General features: G+C 73.2%; 14 protein-coding genes. 4 read left to right on the top strand and 10 right to left on the bottom strand.

The window, feature by feature from the left end; genetic code table 11:
• Positions 1-152: 152 nt before the first annotated feature.
• The 10 genes from AB0K60_RS08580 to AB0K60_RS08625 all read right to left on the bottom strand — a co-directional run bounded on the left by AB0K60_RS08580 (position 153) and on the right by AB0K60_RS08625 (position 12,064).
• Positions 153-980 (bottom strand): ABC transporter permease, encoded by an 828-nt coding sequence (locus AB0K60_RS08580; RefSeq protein WP_364050083.1) that lies wholly within the window; start codon positions 978-980, stop codon positions 153-155.
• Entirely contained in the window at positions 980-2,050 is a 1,071-nt protein-coding gene (locus tag AB0K60_RS08585) for an ABC transporter permease (RefSeq protein WP_364050085.1), read from the bottom strand. Before AB0K60_RS08585 ends, AB0K60_RS08580 begins: the two co-directional genes overlap by 1 nt.
• 148 nt (positions 2,051-2,198) lie before the next feature.
• Positions 2,199-3,827 carry an ABC transporter substrate-binding protein gene (locus AB0K60_RS08590; protein ID WP_364050087.1) on the bottom strand — a complete coding sequence of 543 codons (1,629 nt, stop codon included), beginning with the start codon at positions 3,825-3,827 and terminating at the stop codon, positions 2,199-2,201.
• Between the two features lie 71 nt (positions 3,828-3,898).
• Complete coding sequence (locus AB0K60_RS08595) at positions 3,899-5,068, bottom strand: LLM class flavin-dependent oxidoreductase (protein ID WP_364050089.1); 1,170 nt, start codon at positions 5,066-5,068, stop codon at positions 3,899-3,901.
• The gene (locus AB0K60_RS08600; RefSeq protein WP_364050091.1) at positions 5,065-6,273 is read right to left on the bottom strand and encodes an LLM class flavin-dependent oxidoreductase; all 1,209 of its coding nucleotides are present in this window, start codon (positions 6,271-6,273) and stop codon (positions 5,065-5,067) included. Before AB0K60_RS08600 ends, AB0K60_RS08595 begins: the two co-directional genes overlap by 4 nt.
• Positions 6,270-7,688: an NtaA/DmoA family FMN-dependent monooxygenase gene (locus tag AB0K60_RS08605; protein ID WP_364050093.1), complete on the bottom strand. Its 1,419-nt coding sequence runs from the start codon at positions 7,686-7,688 to the stop codon at positions 6,270-6,272. Before AB0K60_RS08605 ends, AB0K60_RS08600 begins: the two co-directional genes overlap by 4 nt.
• Positions 7,689-8,047: 359 nt before the next feature.
• Positions 8,048-9,406, bottom strand: a complete 1,359-nt coding sequence (locus AB0K60_RS08610) for a lanthionine synthetase LanC family protein (protein WP_364050095.1) — start codon at positions 9,404-9,406, stop codon at positions 8,048-8,050.
• A 156-nt stretch (positions 9,407-9,562) separates the two neighbouring features.
• The gene (locus tag AB0K60_RS08615; RefSeq protein ID WP_364050097.1) at positions 9,563-10,714 is read right to left on the bottom strand and encodes a putative sulfate exporter family transporter; all 1,152 of its coding nucleotides are present in this window, start codon (positions 10,712-10,714) and stop codon (positions 9,563-9,565) included.
• On the bottom strand, positions 10,714-10,866 hold the full coding sequence (locus AB0K60_RS08620; protein ID WP_364050099.1) for a hypothetical protein: 153 nt from the start codon (positions 10,864-10,866) through the stop codon (positions 10,714-10,716). The genes AB0K60_RS08615 and AB0K60_RS08620 overlap by 1 nt, the downstream gene beginning before the upstream one ends.
• Positions 10,867-10,939: 73 nt before the next feature.
• The gene (locus AB0K60_RS08625; RefSeq protein WP_364050101.1) at positions 10,940-12,064 is read right to left on the bottom strand and encodes an LLM class flavin-dependent oxidoreductase; all 1,125 of its coding nucleotides are present in this window, start codon (positions 12,062-12,064) and stop codon (positions 10,940-10,942) included.
• Positions 12,065-12,229: 165 nt separating this feature from the next.
• Here AB0K60_RS08625 and AB0K60_RS08630 point away from each other — a divergent pair, with 165 nt between their 5' ends.
• The 4 genes from AB0K60_RS08630 to AB0K60_RS08645 are packed head-to-tail and all read left to right on the top strand — an operon-like array spanning position 12,230 to position 16,921.
• The gene (locus AB0K60_RS08630) at positions 12,230-13,306 is read left to right on the top strand and encodes a BMP family ABC transporter substrate-binding protein (protein ID WP_364050103.1); all 1,077 of its coding nucleotides are present in this window, start codon (positions 12,230-12,232) and stop codon (positions 13,304-13,306) included.
• 2 nt (positions 13,307-13,308) lie between these two features.
• Positions 13,309-14,889: an ABC transporter ATP-binding protein gene (locus AB0K60_RS08635; protein WP_364050105.1), complete on the top strand. Its 1,581-nt coding sequence runs from the start codon at positions 13,309-13,311 to the stop codon at positions 14,887-14,889.
• Positions 14,886-16,019: a hypothetical protein gene (locus tag AB0K60_RS08640; protein ID WP_364050107.1), complete on the top strand. Its 1,134-nt coding sequence runs from the start codon at positions 14,886-14,888 to the stop codon at positions 16,017-16,019. Before AB0K60_RS08635 ends, AB0K60_RS08640 begins: the two co-directional genes overlap by 4 nt.
• Positions 16,016-16,921 (top strand): ABC transporter permease, encoded by a 906-nt coding sequence (locus AB0K60_RS08645; RefSeq protein ID WP_364050109.1) that lies wholly within the window; start codon positions 16,016-16,018, stop codon positions 16,919-16,921. Before AB0K60_RS08640 ends, AB0K60_RS08645 begins: the two co-directional genes overlap by 4 nt.
• The last annotated feature ends 5 nt before the right edge of the window (positions 16,922-16,926 follow it).

Below are 16,926 nucleotides of genomic sequence, written 5' to 3' on the forward strand. Positions count from 1 at the left end.
CCGGCCCGTCCGCACGCCGCTGCCGTGGCGATTCACCACCGGCCCCCGCCCTGCGATTGCGACAGGCCTCCGCGATGGCCCGCCGACCTCCGTCCTCGGCCCGCTTCGCCCGCCGGCCTCCGTCCTCGGCCCGCTTCGCCCGGCGTACCGCGTCACCCGTCCCGCCCTTCGAACCGGTAGCGCAGCACGCGGCCCACCGCGGTCAGGCTCACCACCGTCGCGGCGACGGCCGCGGCCGGGAACAGCGCCTCCCACCAGGCCACCCGCAGGTAGTTGCGGGCCTCGGAGAGCATCGCCCCCCATTCGGCGGCGGGCGGCTGCGGCCCCATCCCGAGGAAGCTGAGCGCGGAGGCGGCGATGACGGCCTGGCCGAGCACGATGGTCGCGAGCACGAGGATCGGGCCGAGCACGTTGGGCAGCACGTGCCGGAGGATCAGCACCGGTCGCGGCAGTCCGAAGGTGACCGCCTGCTCGACGTAGCCGGATCGCCGTACGACGAAGGTCTGGGCCCGGACCACGCGGGCCAGGTTGGGGATCTGGGCGATGCCGATCGCGACGATGACGTTCGCGGTGCCGGGGCCGATGATCGCGATGACGAGCAGGGCGAGCAGCAGCTCGGGGAAGGTCGCCAGCACGTCGAAGGCGCGGGTCAACGCCTCGTCCAGCCACTTGGGCGCCAGCCCGGCGGCCACGCCGAGCAGCAGCCCGGCGGCCCCCGCGAGCAGGGTGGCCGCGACGCCGATGCTGAGCGAGTGCCGCGCGCCGTACACGACCCGGGCGAGCACGTCCCGGCCGAGATGGTCGGTGCCGAACCAGTGCGCCGCGCCCGGCGGCTCCAGCGCGTGCAGCGGGTCCGCCGCCAGCGGATCCACCGACGTGAGCAGGCCGGGTACGGCGACCGCCGCCGCCACCAGGGCGAGCACGGCGGCCGGGATCACGACCCCGTACGACCGGCGCGGACGCAGTGCCACCGTGGCCATCAGGCGCTCCTCAGCCGGGGGTCGATGAGACGGTAGATCACGTCGAGCACGGTGCTGACGGTCACGAAGACGATCGCCGAGAGGATCACCACGGCCATCACCAGCGGCATGTCCTTGCCGGTGACCGCCGTCAGCACGATCCGCCCGACGCCGGGGCGGCCGAAGACCGACTCGGTGATGATCGCCTGGGTGAGGAACTGGGCGACGAACCAGCCGACGAGCGTGGCGCTCGGCAGCATCGCGTGCCGCAGGGCGTGCCGGGCCACCAGGGCGCGTTCGGTGAGGCCGCGCGCCCGCGCGGTGACCGCGAACGGCTGCTCCATCGCCTTCTCCAGGCCCTCGCGCAGCACCTGGCCGAGCACGCCCGCGACGGGCAGGGCCATCGTGAGCGCGGGCAGCACCAGCGACGACGGCCCCTCCCCGCCGGAGACGGGGAACCAGCCGAGCGTGAACGAGAACACCGACAGCAGCAGGATGCCGATGACGAACGTCGGCACCGACACCGCGAGCAGCTCGGCCCCCGACACCGTACGCCGCGCCCAGGGGCCGCGCCCGGCGGTGGCGAGCGCGAGGACCACGGCGAGCGCCACGGCGGTGACGCTCGCGGCGAGCGCGAGCTGGGCGCTCGGGCCGATCTGCTCGGCGAGGATGTCGCCGACGCCGCGCTGGAGCTGGTAAGAGCGGCCCAGGTCGCCGTGGAGCAGGCGGCCCAGGTACGCGAGGTACTGCACGATCGCGGGGCGGTCCAGGCCCCACTCGGCGATGATGCCCGCCCGGATCTCCGGCGTGTCCGGGCCGTCGCCGACGAGGATGTCGACGGTGTCGCCGGGGGCGGCCAGCAGCGCGAGGTAGGCGATCGTCGCCGCGGCCCAGATCACCGCCAGGCCGGTGCCGAGCCGCCGCGCCACGGCCCGCAGCAGCCCGGCGGCCCGGCCCGGCTTTCGGCCGGGCTTTCGGTCGGGCTTTCGGTCGGGCCGCCCGCCCGTCCCGGGGAGCGGTGGATCCGGGCGGTCGGGCGGAGCCTGGCCGGCGGCGTCCGACGCGGGGCCGACCACGGACGTGGAGCTCACCGGGGTCCTCCGCGGTAGGCCGGTACGGCGCGGCCGCTCATGTGCCGATCCGCACGTCGTAGGCGCTCCTCGGCACGCCTGAGCCGAAGTCGGAACCGAGCCCCCGCACGCTGCGCGGCGATCCGACCGGCCGGTACGGCGCGGCCGCTCATGTGCCGATCCGCACGTCGTAGGCGCTCCTCGGCGTGCCGGAGCCGGGGTCGAAGCCGAGCCCCCGCACGCTGGAGTGCGCGGCGATCTGGTCGGCCGGGACGTAGATCGGGAAGACGATCGCGTGCTCGGCCACCACCGCCTGCTGGACCTTGGCGTACAGCTCCTTGCGCTTGGCGGCGTCGGAGCTGGCCGAGGCCTCGGCGAGCCACTTGTCGAGGTCGGGGTCGGTGAAGCGGGTGCGGTTGATCGCGCCCTTCCTCGGCAGGATGAGGTTGAGCGCCGCGCCCGCGTCGGTGTCGCCGCGCGAGTTCTCGAAGATCTCGTACTCGTTGTCGTCGGCCGCCTTCTGCGCCGTGCCCTGGTCGACGATCTTGACTTGGAAGTCGATGCCCGCGCTCTGCTTCACCTGGGCCTGGATCGCCTGGGCGAGGATGTCGCGGCGGTCCCGGACGAACGGCGCGGCGTCGACGCTGCGCACGGTGAGCCGTTTGCCGTCCTTGGTGCGGTAGCCCTCGGCGTCCCTGCCGGTCCAGCCGGCCTGGTCGAGCAGGGCGTTGGCCTTGGCGGCGTCGCCGCCGTAGGTCTTCTCCAGCGAGGGGTCGTAGAACGGGCTGCTCGCGGCGACGATGCTCCACGCCCGGGTCGCCGTGCCCTGGTAGACCGAGGTCAGCACGGCGTCGAGGTCCACGGCCTCGCGGAACGCCTGCCGTACCCGCTTGTCGTCGAACGGCGGGCGGGAGACGTTGAAGTAGTAGGAGAAGGAGGTGCCGGAGTTGAGCGCCGTCTGCAGGGTGAGGTTCGGGTCGCCCTTGATGAGCTTGACCTCGGTCGCCGGGACGCCCTCGATGACCTGCACCTGGCCGGAGGTGAGGGCGCCGACGCGGACGGCGGCCTCGGGCAGGAACCGGTAGGTGATCTCCGACAGGTACGCCGGGCCCTGGTGCTCGGCGCCCTCGGGGGCCCAGTTGTACTTGGGGTTGCGGACGTAGTGCGCCTCCTGGCCCCGGACGTACCGGTCGAGGATGAACGGGCCGGTGCCGACCACGTCGGGGCCGCCGGCCTTGAGGTCCTTGGCCGACTTCAGCGACTTCGGCGAGACCTGGCCGCCGTACGGCGAGGCGAGGAAGTCGAGGAACAGCCCGTCCGGCTCCTTGAGCGTGATCTTGAGCGTGGTGGGGCCGACGACCTCCGCGTGGTCGAACGTGCGCAACTGGATCGCGGCCACCGCGGGGTTGTAGCCGGGGCTGACGAGCTGGTCGAGGTTCGCCTTCACGGCCGCGGCGTCGAACTTCTCCCCGTCGTGGAAGGTGACGTCGTCGCGCAGTTCGAAGGTGTAGACGCGCCCGTCCTTGGACACCTCCCACGATTTGGCGAGCCAGGGGACGAACTCGCCGTTCCTCCCCCGCGCCACGAGCGCGTCGAACTGGTTGAAGACCAGCAGCCTGGCCTTGTTCTGGGCCCACAGGTGGGGGTTGAAGGTGATCGGCTCGGTCTCGACCGCCCAGGTGATCTTCTCGCCTCCCGCGGGGGAGGTCGCGGCGGGGCCCCCGCTCGGGGATCCGCAGGCCGCTACGGCGAGGGCCAGGGCGATCAGCCAGGGCAGGACGGCTCTGGTCGCTTTCACTGACGTTCTCATCTTTCTGTGGGGGTCACCGTGCCCATCGGGTCCATCGGGTCCATCGGGGGTCCACCGGTTCACCGGGACGACCAGGCCTTGGCGAGCAGTTCGTAGGAGCGCACGCGGTCGGCGTGCTCGTGCGTGATGGTGGTGATGACCAGCTCGTCGGCCCCGGTGACGCGCCGGAGCACCTCCAGCCTCTCCACGACGGCGTCGGGCGCGCCGACGAACCGGGTGTCGACGCGGTCGGCGACGAGCCTGGCGTCCTCGTCGGTCCACGGCTCCGCGTCGGCCTCCGCCGGGCTGAGGTAGGGCTGGGCGTTGCGCCCGGTGCGGATGTCGCGCACCCACGGCCCGTACGGCTTGGCCAGCTCGGCGGCCGTGGCCTCGTCCTCGGCGACGAGCACGTCGGCCGAGACGCTCACGTACGGCTCCGCGAGCACGTCGGATGGCCGGAACGCCTCGCGGTAGGCCGTCACCGCCTCCAGCACGTGCGACGGGCTGACGTGGTAGTTCGCCGCGAACGGCAGGCCGCGCTCCCCCGCGACCCGGGCGCTCTGCCCGCCGCTGCTGCCGAGGATCCACAGCTCGACGTTCGCGCCCTCGCCCGGCACGACCTGCACGGGCGACCCGTCGGGCAGGGTGTAGGTCCCGCGCAGGAAGGCGATGATCTCGTCCACCTGGACGGCGAAGTCCGGCGCCTGCGCCCCCGGCTGCTGCAGCAGCTCGGCGAGCCGGATGAGCCGCGGATGCTTGCCGAGCGTGGAGTAGTCGAACGGCGGCGGAATGAGCAGGCCGTCCACGACTTTGGCCTCCCGCGTGGCCGTGTGCGACGCCCCGCCTCCGCCCGCCGGCGAGCCGTGCCCGTCCGGCTGGCCGCCGGGCCTGCCGGACAGCAGCTCGGAGCGGCGCTGCCCGGAGCGGCCGAGCCCGAGGTCGATGCGGCCGGGGTGCAGCGCGTCGATGAGCCCGAACTGCTCGACCACGGCCGTCGTCGTCTGCTGCCCGATCTGCACCGCCCCGGAGCCGACCCGGATCCGGCTGGTCGCCGCCGCGAGCAGGGCGATGAGGACGGCCGGGGCCGAGCTCGCCACACCGGGGGCGAAGTGGTGCTCGGCGACCCAGTAGCGGCGGTAGCCGAACTCCTCCGCCCGCCGCGCCAGGTCGAGCGTGTTGCGCAGCGCGTCGGCCGCGGTGCCGCCGGAGGAGATCGGCGCCAGGTCGAGGATGGAGAGGGGAACGGTCATGACAGCCTTCCTGGTAGGGCCTGCGGTGGCACCGGGCTTGCGTAGCGGTTCAGGGGGCGGGGCAGGCCGAGCAGCCCGCGCAGCGTGTCCGCCTCGTACTCGTTGCGGAACGCCCCCCGCCTGCGCAGCGCGGCGGTGAGCCCGCGGGTGATGCCCTTGACGTCGGCGGGCACCGCGCCGGGGCGCAGCCGGAAGCCCTCGATGCCGGCCTCCCGCCAGTCCAGCAGCAGGTCGGCGAGCTCGTCGGCGGTGCCGGTGAAGATCTTCGCGTCGGAGCTCAGCTCGGCCCCTGCCAGCTCGTCGAGCCGCGCCTTGCGTACGGCGGCGTCGGCGCCGACGAAGACGAGCAGGTCGGCGAAGATCTTGAGGGGCGCCCCCTGCCGGGGAAGTGCGCGCACCTGCGCGGCGATCGCCGCGGCCTGGTCGCGGTCGTGCGGGGTGACGAAGACGACGTCGGCGGCGCGGGCCGGAAGCCGGTAGGGGACGCCGACCCCGCCGTGGTCGAGGACGGCGACGATCGGCTGCCCCTGCGGCGGCCGGGGCGTGATCGCCGGGCCCTTGACGGAGAACCACGGGCCGGTGAAGTCGATGTAGTGGAGCTTGTCCCGGTCGATGAACCGGCCGGTCGCCACGTCGCGGATCTCGGCGTCGTCCTCCCAGCTGTCCCAGAGCCGCCGGGCGACCTCGACCGCGTCCGCGGCCTCGTCGAACAGCTCCTGGACGTGGCCTCGATCGGCGAAATCGAGCACGGGCAGCTCCCGGCGGCCGAAATGCGCCGCCTCGGACCTGCGCCCGGAGATCTGGACGCGCCAGCCGGCCCGGCCACGGCTGACGTGGTCGAGGGTGGCGATGCCCATCGCCACGTGGAACGGCTCGGTGTGCGTCGTCGTGGCCGTCGGGATCAGGCCGATCCGGGAGGTGAGGGGCGCGAGCGCGGCGGCGAGCAGCACGGCGTCGAACCGGCCGCGCACCTGATCGACGCGGTCGTCCGGCCCGTCGAGCAGGGTGGACTGCAGCCCGAAGGCGTCCTCGATGGTGACGAAGTCGAGCAGGCCGCGCTCGGCCTCGGACACGATCTTGGCCCAGTGCCGGGCGGTGAACAGCTCCCGCGCGTTGAACGCCGGGTCGCGCCAGGCCGCAGGGTGCCAGCCGGCGCCGTCGAGGGCTACAGCCAGGTGGACCAAGTGGGGCGGTGCGGTGCTCATGCGTCCCCCTGTCCTGCGGGCTGCCGTCCGGGGTGTCGGGCGGGCTGCTGTGCGGGTTGTCGGGCGGGCTGCCGGGCGGGTTCGGGTACGGCGAGGCCGAGATGGTCGCGCAGCGTCGGTCCCGTGTACTCGGCGCGGAAGACGCCGCGTTCCTGCAGCAGCGGCACGACCCGGTCCACGAAGTCGTCGAGCCCGCCGGGGGTGAGGTGCGGCACGAGGATGAAGCCGTCCGCGGCCTCCTGCTCGACGAACTCCTGCATGGAGCGGGCGACCGTCTCCGGCGAGCCGATGAACGACTGGCGGCCGGTCATCTCGATCACCAGCTCGCGGATGGTGAGGTCCTTCTCCCGGGCCACGGTCCGCCAGCGTTCGGCGATCTCCAGCCGGTCGGCGAGCCTGACCCGGCCCTCGGCGACCTCCTGGTCCCGTTCCGGCTCGACGTCCGGCAGCGGGCCCTCGGGGTCGTAGGCGGACATGTCCCGGCCCCAGATCTGCTCCAGGAAGGCGATCGCGGTCTGCGGGCTCACTTGCTGCCTGCGTACCTCGGCGGCGATCTCCGCCGCCTCGGCGTCGGTGTCGCCGAGCGCGACCGTCGCCCCCGGCATGATCTTGAGCTGGTGGGGTTCCCGCCCGTACTTGACCAGGCGGCCCTTGACGTCGGCGTAGAACGCCCGGCCCGCCTCCAGGGTGCCGTGCCGGGTGAAGATCACGTCGGCGTTGGCGGCGGCGAACTCGCGGCCGTCCGGCGAGTCGCCCGCCTGGATGATCACCGGGTGGCCCTGCGGGCTTCGGGGCACGTTGAAGCGGCCCTCGACGGTGAACTGGACGCCGTGGTGCCGGAAGGCTCCGACGCCGGGGTCGCGCAGGAACGCGCCCCGCTCCTGGTCGGCCGCGATCGCGTCGGACGGCCAGGAGTCCCAGAGGGTGCGCGACAGCCGTACGAACTCCTCGGCGCGCCGGTAGCGGTCGGCGCGGTCGAGGAACCCGCCGCGGCGGAAGTTCTCCCCGGTGAACGCGTCGAAGGTGGTCACCACGTTCCACGCGGCGCGGCCACCGGACAGGTGATCGAGGGTGGCGAGCCGCCTGGCCAGCTCGTAGGGCTCGTTGTAGGTGGCGTTGACGGTGGCGGCGAGGCCCAGCCGCTCGGTGACCGCCGACAGCGCGGCGAGCACGGTGAGGGACTCCGGGCGGCCGACCACGTCCAGGTCGTGGATGCGGCCCTTCAACTCGCGCAGCCGCAGCCCCTCCGCGAGGAAGAAGAAGTCGAACCTGCCGCGCTCGGCGGTGCGGGCGAGATGTTCGAAGGAGGCGAAGTCGATCTGACTGCCTGAGCGGGGGTCGGCCCACACGGTGGTGTTGTTGACGCCGGGGAAATGGGCGGCGAGATGGATCTGCCTGCCGGTGGAAGCGGACATCAATGACTATCCTTCCGGATAATACCTACCTGAAGAGTAGGAAAAATCGGAAACCCTGTCAACGATCCATCCGCAACTTTCCGGCCAAACCGGACAGCGTTAGGGCGGGGCCAGAGCGGGGCCAGGGCATCGGCCCGCCCCCGATACGCGGCATCCCCCTGGCATCCGGGAAACGTACGGGCGGGGCCAGAGTGAGGCCAGGGCATCGGCCCGCGCCGATGCGCGGCATCCGGCAGACGTACGGGCGAGGTCAGGGCGGGGTCAGGACATCGGCCGGCCCCGATGCGCGGCATCCTCCCGGCATCCGGCAGACGTACGGGCGAGGCCAGAGCGGGGTCGGCGCGTCGGCCTGGTCCGTGCTACCGATCCCCGCCGATCCCCCGCACCGCGCCTGCGGGCACGGGGATCGAGGGGAAGGGGTTGTCCGGCAGGAGGATCACCCGGCGGGCCTGGTCCGGCTGGCCCGCCGCGTCGAGGTGGAGCAGCGCGGCGCCGATTCCGGCCGCGCCCACCATGTAGCCGGTGTCCGCGGACACCTCGCCGGGCCGCAGCCGCCGGTACGCCTGGTACCAGCGGTACCCCGCGCCGTCGTGCGCGGTCGCGCGGCCGACGAGGTTCGCGGCGAGCGTGCGGGCGAACTCCAGCCGGGCGGCGTCCCCGGTGGTCGCCCACAGCCCGACGAACAGTTCCATCAGGCCGGCCGTGCCGCAGCACTGGCAGGCCACGTTCCAGTAGCCCTCGGTCTGGCGGTGTGGGACGCCGCTGCGCACGATGCCCTCGGCGAGCCGATTGACCCACTCCAGGTCGGCGGGGTCGGCGGCCACCCGGTACAGCTCGTAGAACATCCGGGCCACTCCGGCGGATCCGGAGCAGAAGCCCAGATAGTGCAGGGAGCGGCCCTGCGGCAGGTGGTGGGGGACCATCGCGCACCGCTCGCTCACCGCGCTGACCGCGCGCACGAAGTCGGCCCCTCGGCGGGCGCCTTCAAGGAAGGCCCGGTCGCCCGTCTCGCCGTATAGGCGGGCCAGCAGGTACGCCGTGCCCGCCGTACCGGACAGGAAGCCGGGCGTGACGGCGTCGGGGGGCAGGTCGGCGGGGCCCTCGGAGCAGTTGCCGAACCGGTGCCCCGGCACGGGCAGCCGGGCGATGCGCAGGCCCGCCTCGGCGGCGAGGTTCCGGTACGCCGACACGCCGAGATGGGCGGCGGCGCGCAGCAGGCCGAGGACGATGCCGCCGTCGCCGCGCTGGGCCGTCTCGGCGGTCCAGCCGACGCCGTCGTCGAACGGGCGGGCCCTGCGGACGATCTCGTCGGCGATCGCGGCGGCCTCGGCGTCGAAGCGGCTCTCGCCCAGCACCCACCCGGCCTCGATCAGGGCGATCATCGTGCCGGTCAGGCCGTGGTAGAGGGACAGGTCCTTCTGCTCGCGCCAGGTGGCGGCGAGGCGGTCCGCGCCCTTCCTGGCGTCCTCCAGGTAGGCCTCATGGCCGGTCGCGGCGGCCAGTTCCAGGAAGAACAGCACGATGCCGGCCGCGCCGGAGTACAGCGACGCGGGCTCGGGGGTGACCGCCGACCTGCCGCGCGGATCGGGGTTCGGCCGCCAGAAGCGGCCGTGCTCGTCGTCGACGGCGGCCGCCCGGATCCATCGTCCGGCCAGGATGGCGGCGGCCAGCGGGGAGTCGGCGTGGGAGCGCGACGGGCGGATCCGATCGAGGCTCATGGTTCATTATCCCACACATCAGGTAGGTTTTTAAGGTATCATCGAATCGGGCATGAACAAGAGGGCCGGTACGGCAGCGCGTCCACCGTACCGGCCCTCTGGCGTATTCACGGACCGACCGAGATCACGGATCCCGGGGGGATCCGCTCGTTTCCGCTACGAAACCGAGAATCCGCTGAACAGCAGGGCGGCGAGAATCAGCGCGAGCACCAGGTTGACCACCGTCGCGATGCCGAACACGCCGATCGGACGCCAGCCCGCCTCCTTCAGCGAGGCCACCCGGAACTCCAGCCCGATGCTGACGAAGGCGAGGATCAGGAACCAGGTCCGCAGGTCGTTGGCGACCCCGATGGTCTCCTTGCCCACCTCCGAGCTCACCGTCGTCAGCCACCAGGTGGCGATCACCGACGCGGCGATGAACCCGAGCACGAACTTCGGGAAGCGCCGCCACAGGTCGCCGAGCCCGGGACGTCGGGCGTCCGCGCGCCGCTCGATCCGGAAGGCGAAGTACGCGGTCAGCGCGACGGCCACCACGCCCATCAGGGCGTTCTGCGTGACCTTCACGATGGTCGCCACCGCGAGCGCGTCATCCCCGACGATGGCGCCCGCGGCGGTGACGGCGGCGGTCGTGTCGATGTTGCCGCCGATCCACGCGCCGGCCACCTCCGGGCTGAGCCCGAACAGGGTGGCGAGCCACGGCAGGATGAAGATCGACGGCAGCGCGAAGGCGATCACCAGGCTCGCGCTGTAGGTGAGCTGCTCACGCCTGGCCTGTACGGCTCCCGCCGCGGCGATCGCCGCGCTCACCCCGCAGATCGACACCGCCGCCGACAGCAGCGCGCGCAGCCTGTCGTCGAGCCCGAATTTGCCGCCGATCCACCAGGTGAACAGGAACACCGCGCTGATCAGCACGATCGCCTGGATGATCGCCGGCCCGGCGGCGGTCACGATCACCTTCAGGTTGATCGAGGCGCCGAGCAGGACCAAACCGGTCTTGATGAAGAACTCGGTGCGGAACCCTCCGGCGAGGCGGTCGCGCAACCCGGTCGCGGTGAGCACGGCGTTGCCGAGCAGGCCGAGCACGATCGCGTACACCGGGTACTCGATCGCGGCGGCGATGTCGCCGAGGGCGGTGCCGTCGAGCAGGTCGGGCACGTTTTTGTCGAGCAGGCGGGTGACCGCGGCGAGCGCGAGCACCACGACAAGACCGGCGAGCGCCCAGGGCAGGCCCGATCCGGACGCGGCCGTGCCGCGCGCCGCGTCCGCCTGCGTCGCCCGCGGGGGGACTCCCGCTTCTCCGGCGCTCATCACGGCACCAGCCCGACGGGGATCACGCCCGTGATCACCAGCAGGAGCAGCACGAGCCCGAGGATCGTTGCCGCCCAGTCCTCGTTGATCCAGGTTCCGCCGCCGGGCGACACGGATGGCTCCTCGCGGCGGACCGCGTCGAGATCGCTCATCTTCCACCTCTCAGGTGTGGGTTGCCATCCCCCCGAGGTATTTCATAGTAATTCAGTCTGAAAAATCGGTAAATCACCCTTCGGTCAGCCGCACCGTGCCGGGCCGCGCGGCCTCGGCGAGCGGCACGACCGGCTCCGGCGGGGCCTGCGTGACCGGCTCGGGGAACGGGCGACTCGGGATCTCCTTGCGCAGCACGGGGGCGATGTCGCTCTGGAAGAGCTCCAGCGTCTCGCGGTGCTGCGCCGGGGTGAGGCCGTCGCCGTCGGCGTGCAGGTGCATGACCTCGTGGCCGAAACGGTCGTGGTAGCGGTGGATCTTGTCGATGATCTGCTGGGGGCTGCCGACCAGGATCGAGCTGCGCTCGATCGCGTCCTCCAGCGTGGGGAACACCGGCTCCACGCCCACGCTGCGGAACAGCCGAATCCGCGCGTCGAAGATCGGCCGGTAGGTCTCCACCGCGTCCTGGGACCTCTTGGCTGCGTAGTAGCCCGCGCTCCCGGCGCCGACCAGCGCGTCGGCCGGGTCGTGGCCGTAGTGCGCCCAGCGCTCGCGGTAGTAGTCGATGAGCTCGGCGTACGGGTCGATGGGGTTGGTGACGTTCGCCGAGAACAGCGGGTCGCCGTACTTGGCGGCGAGGTCCACCGACTCCTTGCTGGTGGCGCTGCCGTGCCAGACGCGGATCGGGCGCTGCAGCGGGCGGGGCCAGGTCTCGGCCTCGTCCAGCGACGGGCGGAACCGGCCGCTCCAGGTCACCTTGTCCTCCCGCCACAGGCGGCGGAACAGCTCGTAGCCCTCGCGGTTGCGATCCCACTGGTCCTCGGCGGTGACGTGGAGCAGCCTGGCCTGCGCCGCGCCGTTCCCCTTGCCGATCATCAGCTCCAGCCGGCCGCCGGACAGGTGGTCGAGGGTGGCGTAGTCCTCGTAGGCGCGCACCGGGTCGAGCAGGCTCAGCGTGGTGACGGCGGTGAACAGGCGGATCGTCGAGGTGCGGGCGGCGATGTGGCTGAGCACCACCGGCGGGGACGAGGAGATGAACGGGCGCTCGTGCCGCTCCCCCACGCCGTAGCCGTCGAACCCGAGTTCCTCGGCGAGCACGGCGTTGTCGACCACCTCGCGGAACCGCTCGGTCGTGGACTTCAGCTCGCCGGTCACCGGGTCCGGCCCGTGCGCGATGAGCGTGATCAGCAAAAACTTCATGGAGCACTTCCGTTCCGGCGGCTATAACCTAGTCAAAAGGTAGGAAAAGCATGTTTAACTGTCAACGCTCCCGGGGGTGCGATCACGGAGGGTCAACCCGACTTTGCTGACAGGGAATATGTAGATATGCTCACGGTCGGATTCGGGCATCTCGAAGGAAGCACCATGCGCACCACCCCTCCGGCCTTCCCCAGGGCCGCCTCTCGACTCGCGGCGTCGGCCGCGGTCGGGGCACTGCTGTCCCTGCTGCTCGCCGCGTGCGGCGGCGGCGCCTCCACCGCGGGCGGGGACTCCGCCGCACCGGCGGCCGGCGGCAAGTCGATCATCCTGATCACGCCGAACCCGGTCGGCGCCAACAGCTTCCTGCGGCTCGGCGTCGAGGGCGGCGAGGCGGCCGCCAAGGAGATCGGCGCCACGTTCACCCTGTACGAGAGCAAGGACCCGACGAGCATCGCCAAGAACGTGGACGCGGCCGTCCGCGCCAAGCCGACGGTGATCGTGGGCATCGGCTTCAACTTCGACGACGTGTTCGCCACCGTGCCCAAGCAGCACCCCGACCAGCAGTTCCTCCAGGTGGACTCCTGCGCCAAGGACCAGGCCGCCAACCTCACCTGCGTGTCCTTCAAGGAGCACGAGGCGGCCTACCTCGCCGGTATCGAGGCCGGGCTGCTGAGCGAGAGCGGCAAGATCGGCGTCGTGGCGGCGCTCGACAGCCCGTTCATCCACCGGTGGATCGACCCGTTCTTCGCCGGGGCCAAGTCCGTGAACGACAAGGTCACCGGCACCCCCCTGTACGTCGGCGGCAACAACCCGTTCAGCGACCCGGCCCGCGCCAAGTCGCAGGCGCAGACGCTCATCGGGCGCGGCGTGGACGTGATCTCCGCGGCGGCGTCCGGCGGCAACCAGGGCGTCTTCGAGGCCGCGGCGGCGAGCGGGGCCAAGGCGTTCGGCGTGGACGTGAACCAGTGCCCGAGCAGCCCCGGCATCGTCATCGACAACGTGCTCAAGCGCGTGGACGTCGCCGAGGCCGCGGCGATCAAGGACATCGCGGCGGGCCGTACCGGCGGGGTGAAGGTCTACGGCCTGGCCGAGAACGGCGTCGGCGTCGTCGCCCTCGACGACGACCTCGCCTCCTCCCAGTGCACCGTCGCGGCCAACGCCGAGGTGGTGGCGAAGGTCAAGCAGGCCAGGGACGACATCGTCGCGGGCAAGGTCAAGGTCGCCGACCCGCTGGCGGGCTGACCGTGGCCGCACAGGCCCCCTACGCCGCCGAGCTCGTCGGCATCACCAAACGGTTCGGTCCCGTCGTGGCGAACGACGGCGTGGACCTGGCGATCGCGCCCGGCGAGGTGCACGCGGTCGTCGGCGAGAACGGCGCGGGCAAGTCCACCCTGATGTCGATCCTGTTCGGCCTGCACCGGCCCGACGCCGGGCGCGTCCTGATCGCCGGGGTCCCGGCGCGGCTGCGCTCCCCCGCCGACGCGATCGCGCACGGCCTCGGCATGGTCCACCAGCGGTTCCGGCTGTTCCCCGGGCTCACCGTCGCGGAGAACGTGGTGATCGGCGCCGAGCCGGTACGGCGCGGCCTCGCCCTCGACCAGGCCGCCGCCCGCCGCCGCGTGGCGGACCTCGGCGAACGGTACGGCCTGCGCGTGGACCCCGCCGCCCGCGTCGGCGACCTGCCCGTGGGCGTGCGGCAGCGGGTGGAGATCCTCAAGGCGCTGCATCGCGAGGCCCGGATCCTCATCCTCGACGAGCCGACCGCCGTGCTCACGCCCGGCGAGTCCGAGCGCCTGTTCGCCGTGCTGCGCACGGTGACCGGCACCGGCGCGTCGGTCGTGCTCGTCACGCACCGGCTGGGCGAGGTCCTCGCCGCGAGCGACCGGGTCACCGTGCTGCGGCGGGGCCGGGTGACCGGCCGCTTCGCCACGGCGGAGACGACCGCCGACGAGCTGGTCCGCGCCATGATCGGCCGCTCGGTCGCCGCCCCCGCCGGACGCGCCTCGGCCGTCGACGCCGCCGCGCCGTACGCGCTGGAGGTCCGCGGCCTCACCGTACGCGACGCCGACGGCGTGACCCGGCTGGCGGACGTCTCCCTGGGCGTACGGCCCGGCGAGATCGTGGGCGTGGCGGGCGTCGCCGGGAGCGGGCAGCGCGAGCTGGTCGACCAGGTCGTCGGCCTCGGCGGGCTGCCGGAGCGGGGCGTGGTCCGGCTGCTCGGCGCGGAGCTGACCGCCGCCGACACGGTACGGCGCCGCCGCGAGGCCGGCATCGCGTACGTGCCCGAGGACCGGCACGGCCGCGCGGTCGCCGCCGAGATGACGCTCGCGGAGAACCTCGTCATGGGCGACCAGCGCTCCCCCGGGCTGCGCGGGCGGTTCGGCCTCTCGGCCGCGAAGGTACGCGCCCGCGCCCGGTCGCTCGTCGAGCGCTTCGCGGTGCGGACCCCGTCGGTGGACGCGCCCGTCTCTGCGCTGTCGGGCGGGAACGCGCAGAAGGCCGTGCTCGCCCGGGAGCTGTCCCGCGGCACCCCGGTGATCGTGGTCGAGGAGCCCACGCAGGGCGTCGACGTCGGGGCCCAGGAGCAGATCCACGCCCTGCTCACCCGGGCGGCCGAGGAGGGCAGGGCGATCCTGCTGGTGTCCAGCGAACTCGCCGAACTGCGAGCGCTCGCCGACCGCGTCCATGTCTTGTACGCCGGGCGGGTGACGGCCGAGCTGACCCGCGACGAGGCCACCGAGGCGGCGATCGGCGAGGCGATGACCGGCACGACCACCGACACCGGGCACCGCACCGGCGCGGCGACGATCAAGGACGGGCCGTGAGCGCGGTTCCCGGCGACCAGCCGACGGCACGGCCGACCGCACAGGCGAGCGCACGGGCGGCGCGCGGGGCGTGGCGCGGCGTCGGTGCCGTCGCCGGTGCGGCGCCCGTGCTCGCCGTCGCCGGAACGCTGGCGCTGACCACGCTGGTCATGCTCGCCGTGGGCGTCTCTCCGGCGCGGGCGTACCCGGCCCTCATCCGGGGCGCGATCGGCGACGGAAACCTGGAGTACACGATCGCCGCCCTGGTGCCCACGCTCGGCATGGCGCTGGCGTTCGCGATCCCGTTCCGCACCGGCGAGTTCAACCTCGGCGGCGACGGCCAGATGGCCCTCGGCGGGGTCGCGGCGGCGGCGCTCGCCCTGGCGGTGCCGATGCCCCCGGGAGTGGGCGTCGTCGTGCCGCTCGCCGTGGCGGCGCTCGCGGGGGCGCTGCTGGCCGGGATCTCGGCGCCGCTACGCACGCGGCTCGGCATCCCGGCGATCGTGAGCACGCTGCTGCTGAGCACGCCCGCGGTGGCGCTCGCGTCCTACCTGGTGCGGTTCCCGCTCGCCGAGCCGGAAACCGGCGTCGCCCAGACGCCCGTCCTGCCCGAGTCCGCGCACCTGCCCGCGATCGGCGGCAGCGGCTACCTCACGCTCGCGCTGCCGCTGATGCTCGCGCTGACGGCGGCCTGGCTGTACGCCGACGCCCGCACGGTCACCGGGTACGAGGTGCGGGCGACCGGCGCCAACCGCGAGTTCGCCCGGTATGGTGGCGTCGCCGTGGACCGCCTGGCCGTGGCCACGCTCGCGGGCGGCGGGGCGTTCGCCGGGCTGGTCGGCGGGATCATCGTGCTGAGCCCGCCGTACCGGTTCGTGGACGGGGCGCTCACCTCGCCCGGCTACACGTTCACGGCGATCGCGGCGGTGCTGCAGGCGACGGGCCGGCCCGCGGCGGTGCCGGTCACGGTGGCGCTGCTGACCGTGCTGCAGGTGGGCAGCGAGGGCATGGAGCGCGACGCGGGCGTGCCGAGCCAGCTCACGCAGGTCATCCAGGGGCTCGTGATCGTCTTCGTCGCCGTGCTCGCGACCGTGCGCGGCCTGCGCGAGCGGCGGCGGCGCGGCTCCCCCGACGCCGAGGTGATCACGTGAACGTCTTCGAGGCGACCTTCGCCGCCGCCGTCCTCACCGCGACCGCGCCGGTCGTGCTCGCCGCGCTCGGCGGGCTGCTGTGCTCGGCGGCGGGCGTGTTCAACATCGCGCTTGAGGGCCAGTTGCTGTGGGGCGCGTTCACGGCCGTGGTGTTCAGCCACCTGACCGGCGGCGCGTGGTGGGGCGTGGCGGGCGCGGTCGCGGCGACGACGGCGTACGCGGCGCTGCTGTCGGTGCCCGCGGTGACGTTCCGCGCCGACCCGATCGTGGTGGCGGTGGGCACGAACCTGCTGGCCCTGGGGCTGACCGCGTTCCTGATGCGGTCGATCCTCGGCAGCGGAGGGACGTACTCCTCGCCCGATCTGGCGGGGCTGCCGACGCTCGCGGAGTTCGGGCTCGGCGGGCTGCCGGTCGTCGGGGGCGTGCTGGGGCCGCAGTCGCCGCTGGTGATCGGCGCGGCCGTGCTCGCGGGCGCGGGCGCGTGGTGGCTGCGCCGGACGCGGTCGGGGCTGCGGCTGCGCGGCCTCGGCGAGCACGCCGAGGCCGCCGAGTCCCTCGGGCTGAAGGTGGGAACGTACCGGCACGGCGTGGTGCTGGCGGCGGGGGCGCTGTGCGGGCTCGCGGGGGCGCAGCTCGCGCTGGGGAACGTGACGCTGTTCAGCGAGGGCATGAGCGCCGGGCGCGGCTGGGTGGCCGTGGTCGCGGTGATGCTGGGCGGCGGCCGGGTCCTCGGCGTCGTGGCCGCGTGCCTGCTGTTCGGCGTGGCCGAGGCGCTCGGCTTCCGGCTGCAGGGCGAGGGGCTGCCGCAGCAGGCGGCCGACGCCGCGCCGTACGTGATCACGCTGCTCGCCCTCGCCCAGCTCAGGGGCCGGTTCGGAACGGTACGCGGAGGCTTGTCATGAGGGGT

The organism is Thermopolyspora sp. NPDC052614 (genome assembly GCF_040678635.1).
Classification (GTDB): domain Bacteria; phylum Actinomycetota; class Actinomycetes; order Streptosporangiales; family Streptosporangiaceae; genus Thermopolyspora.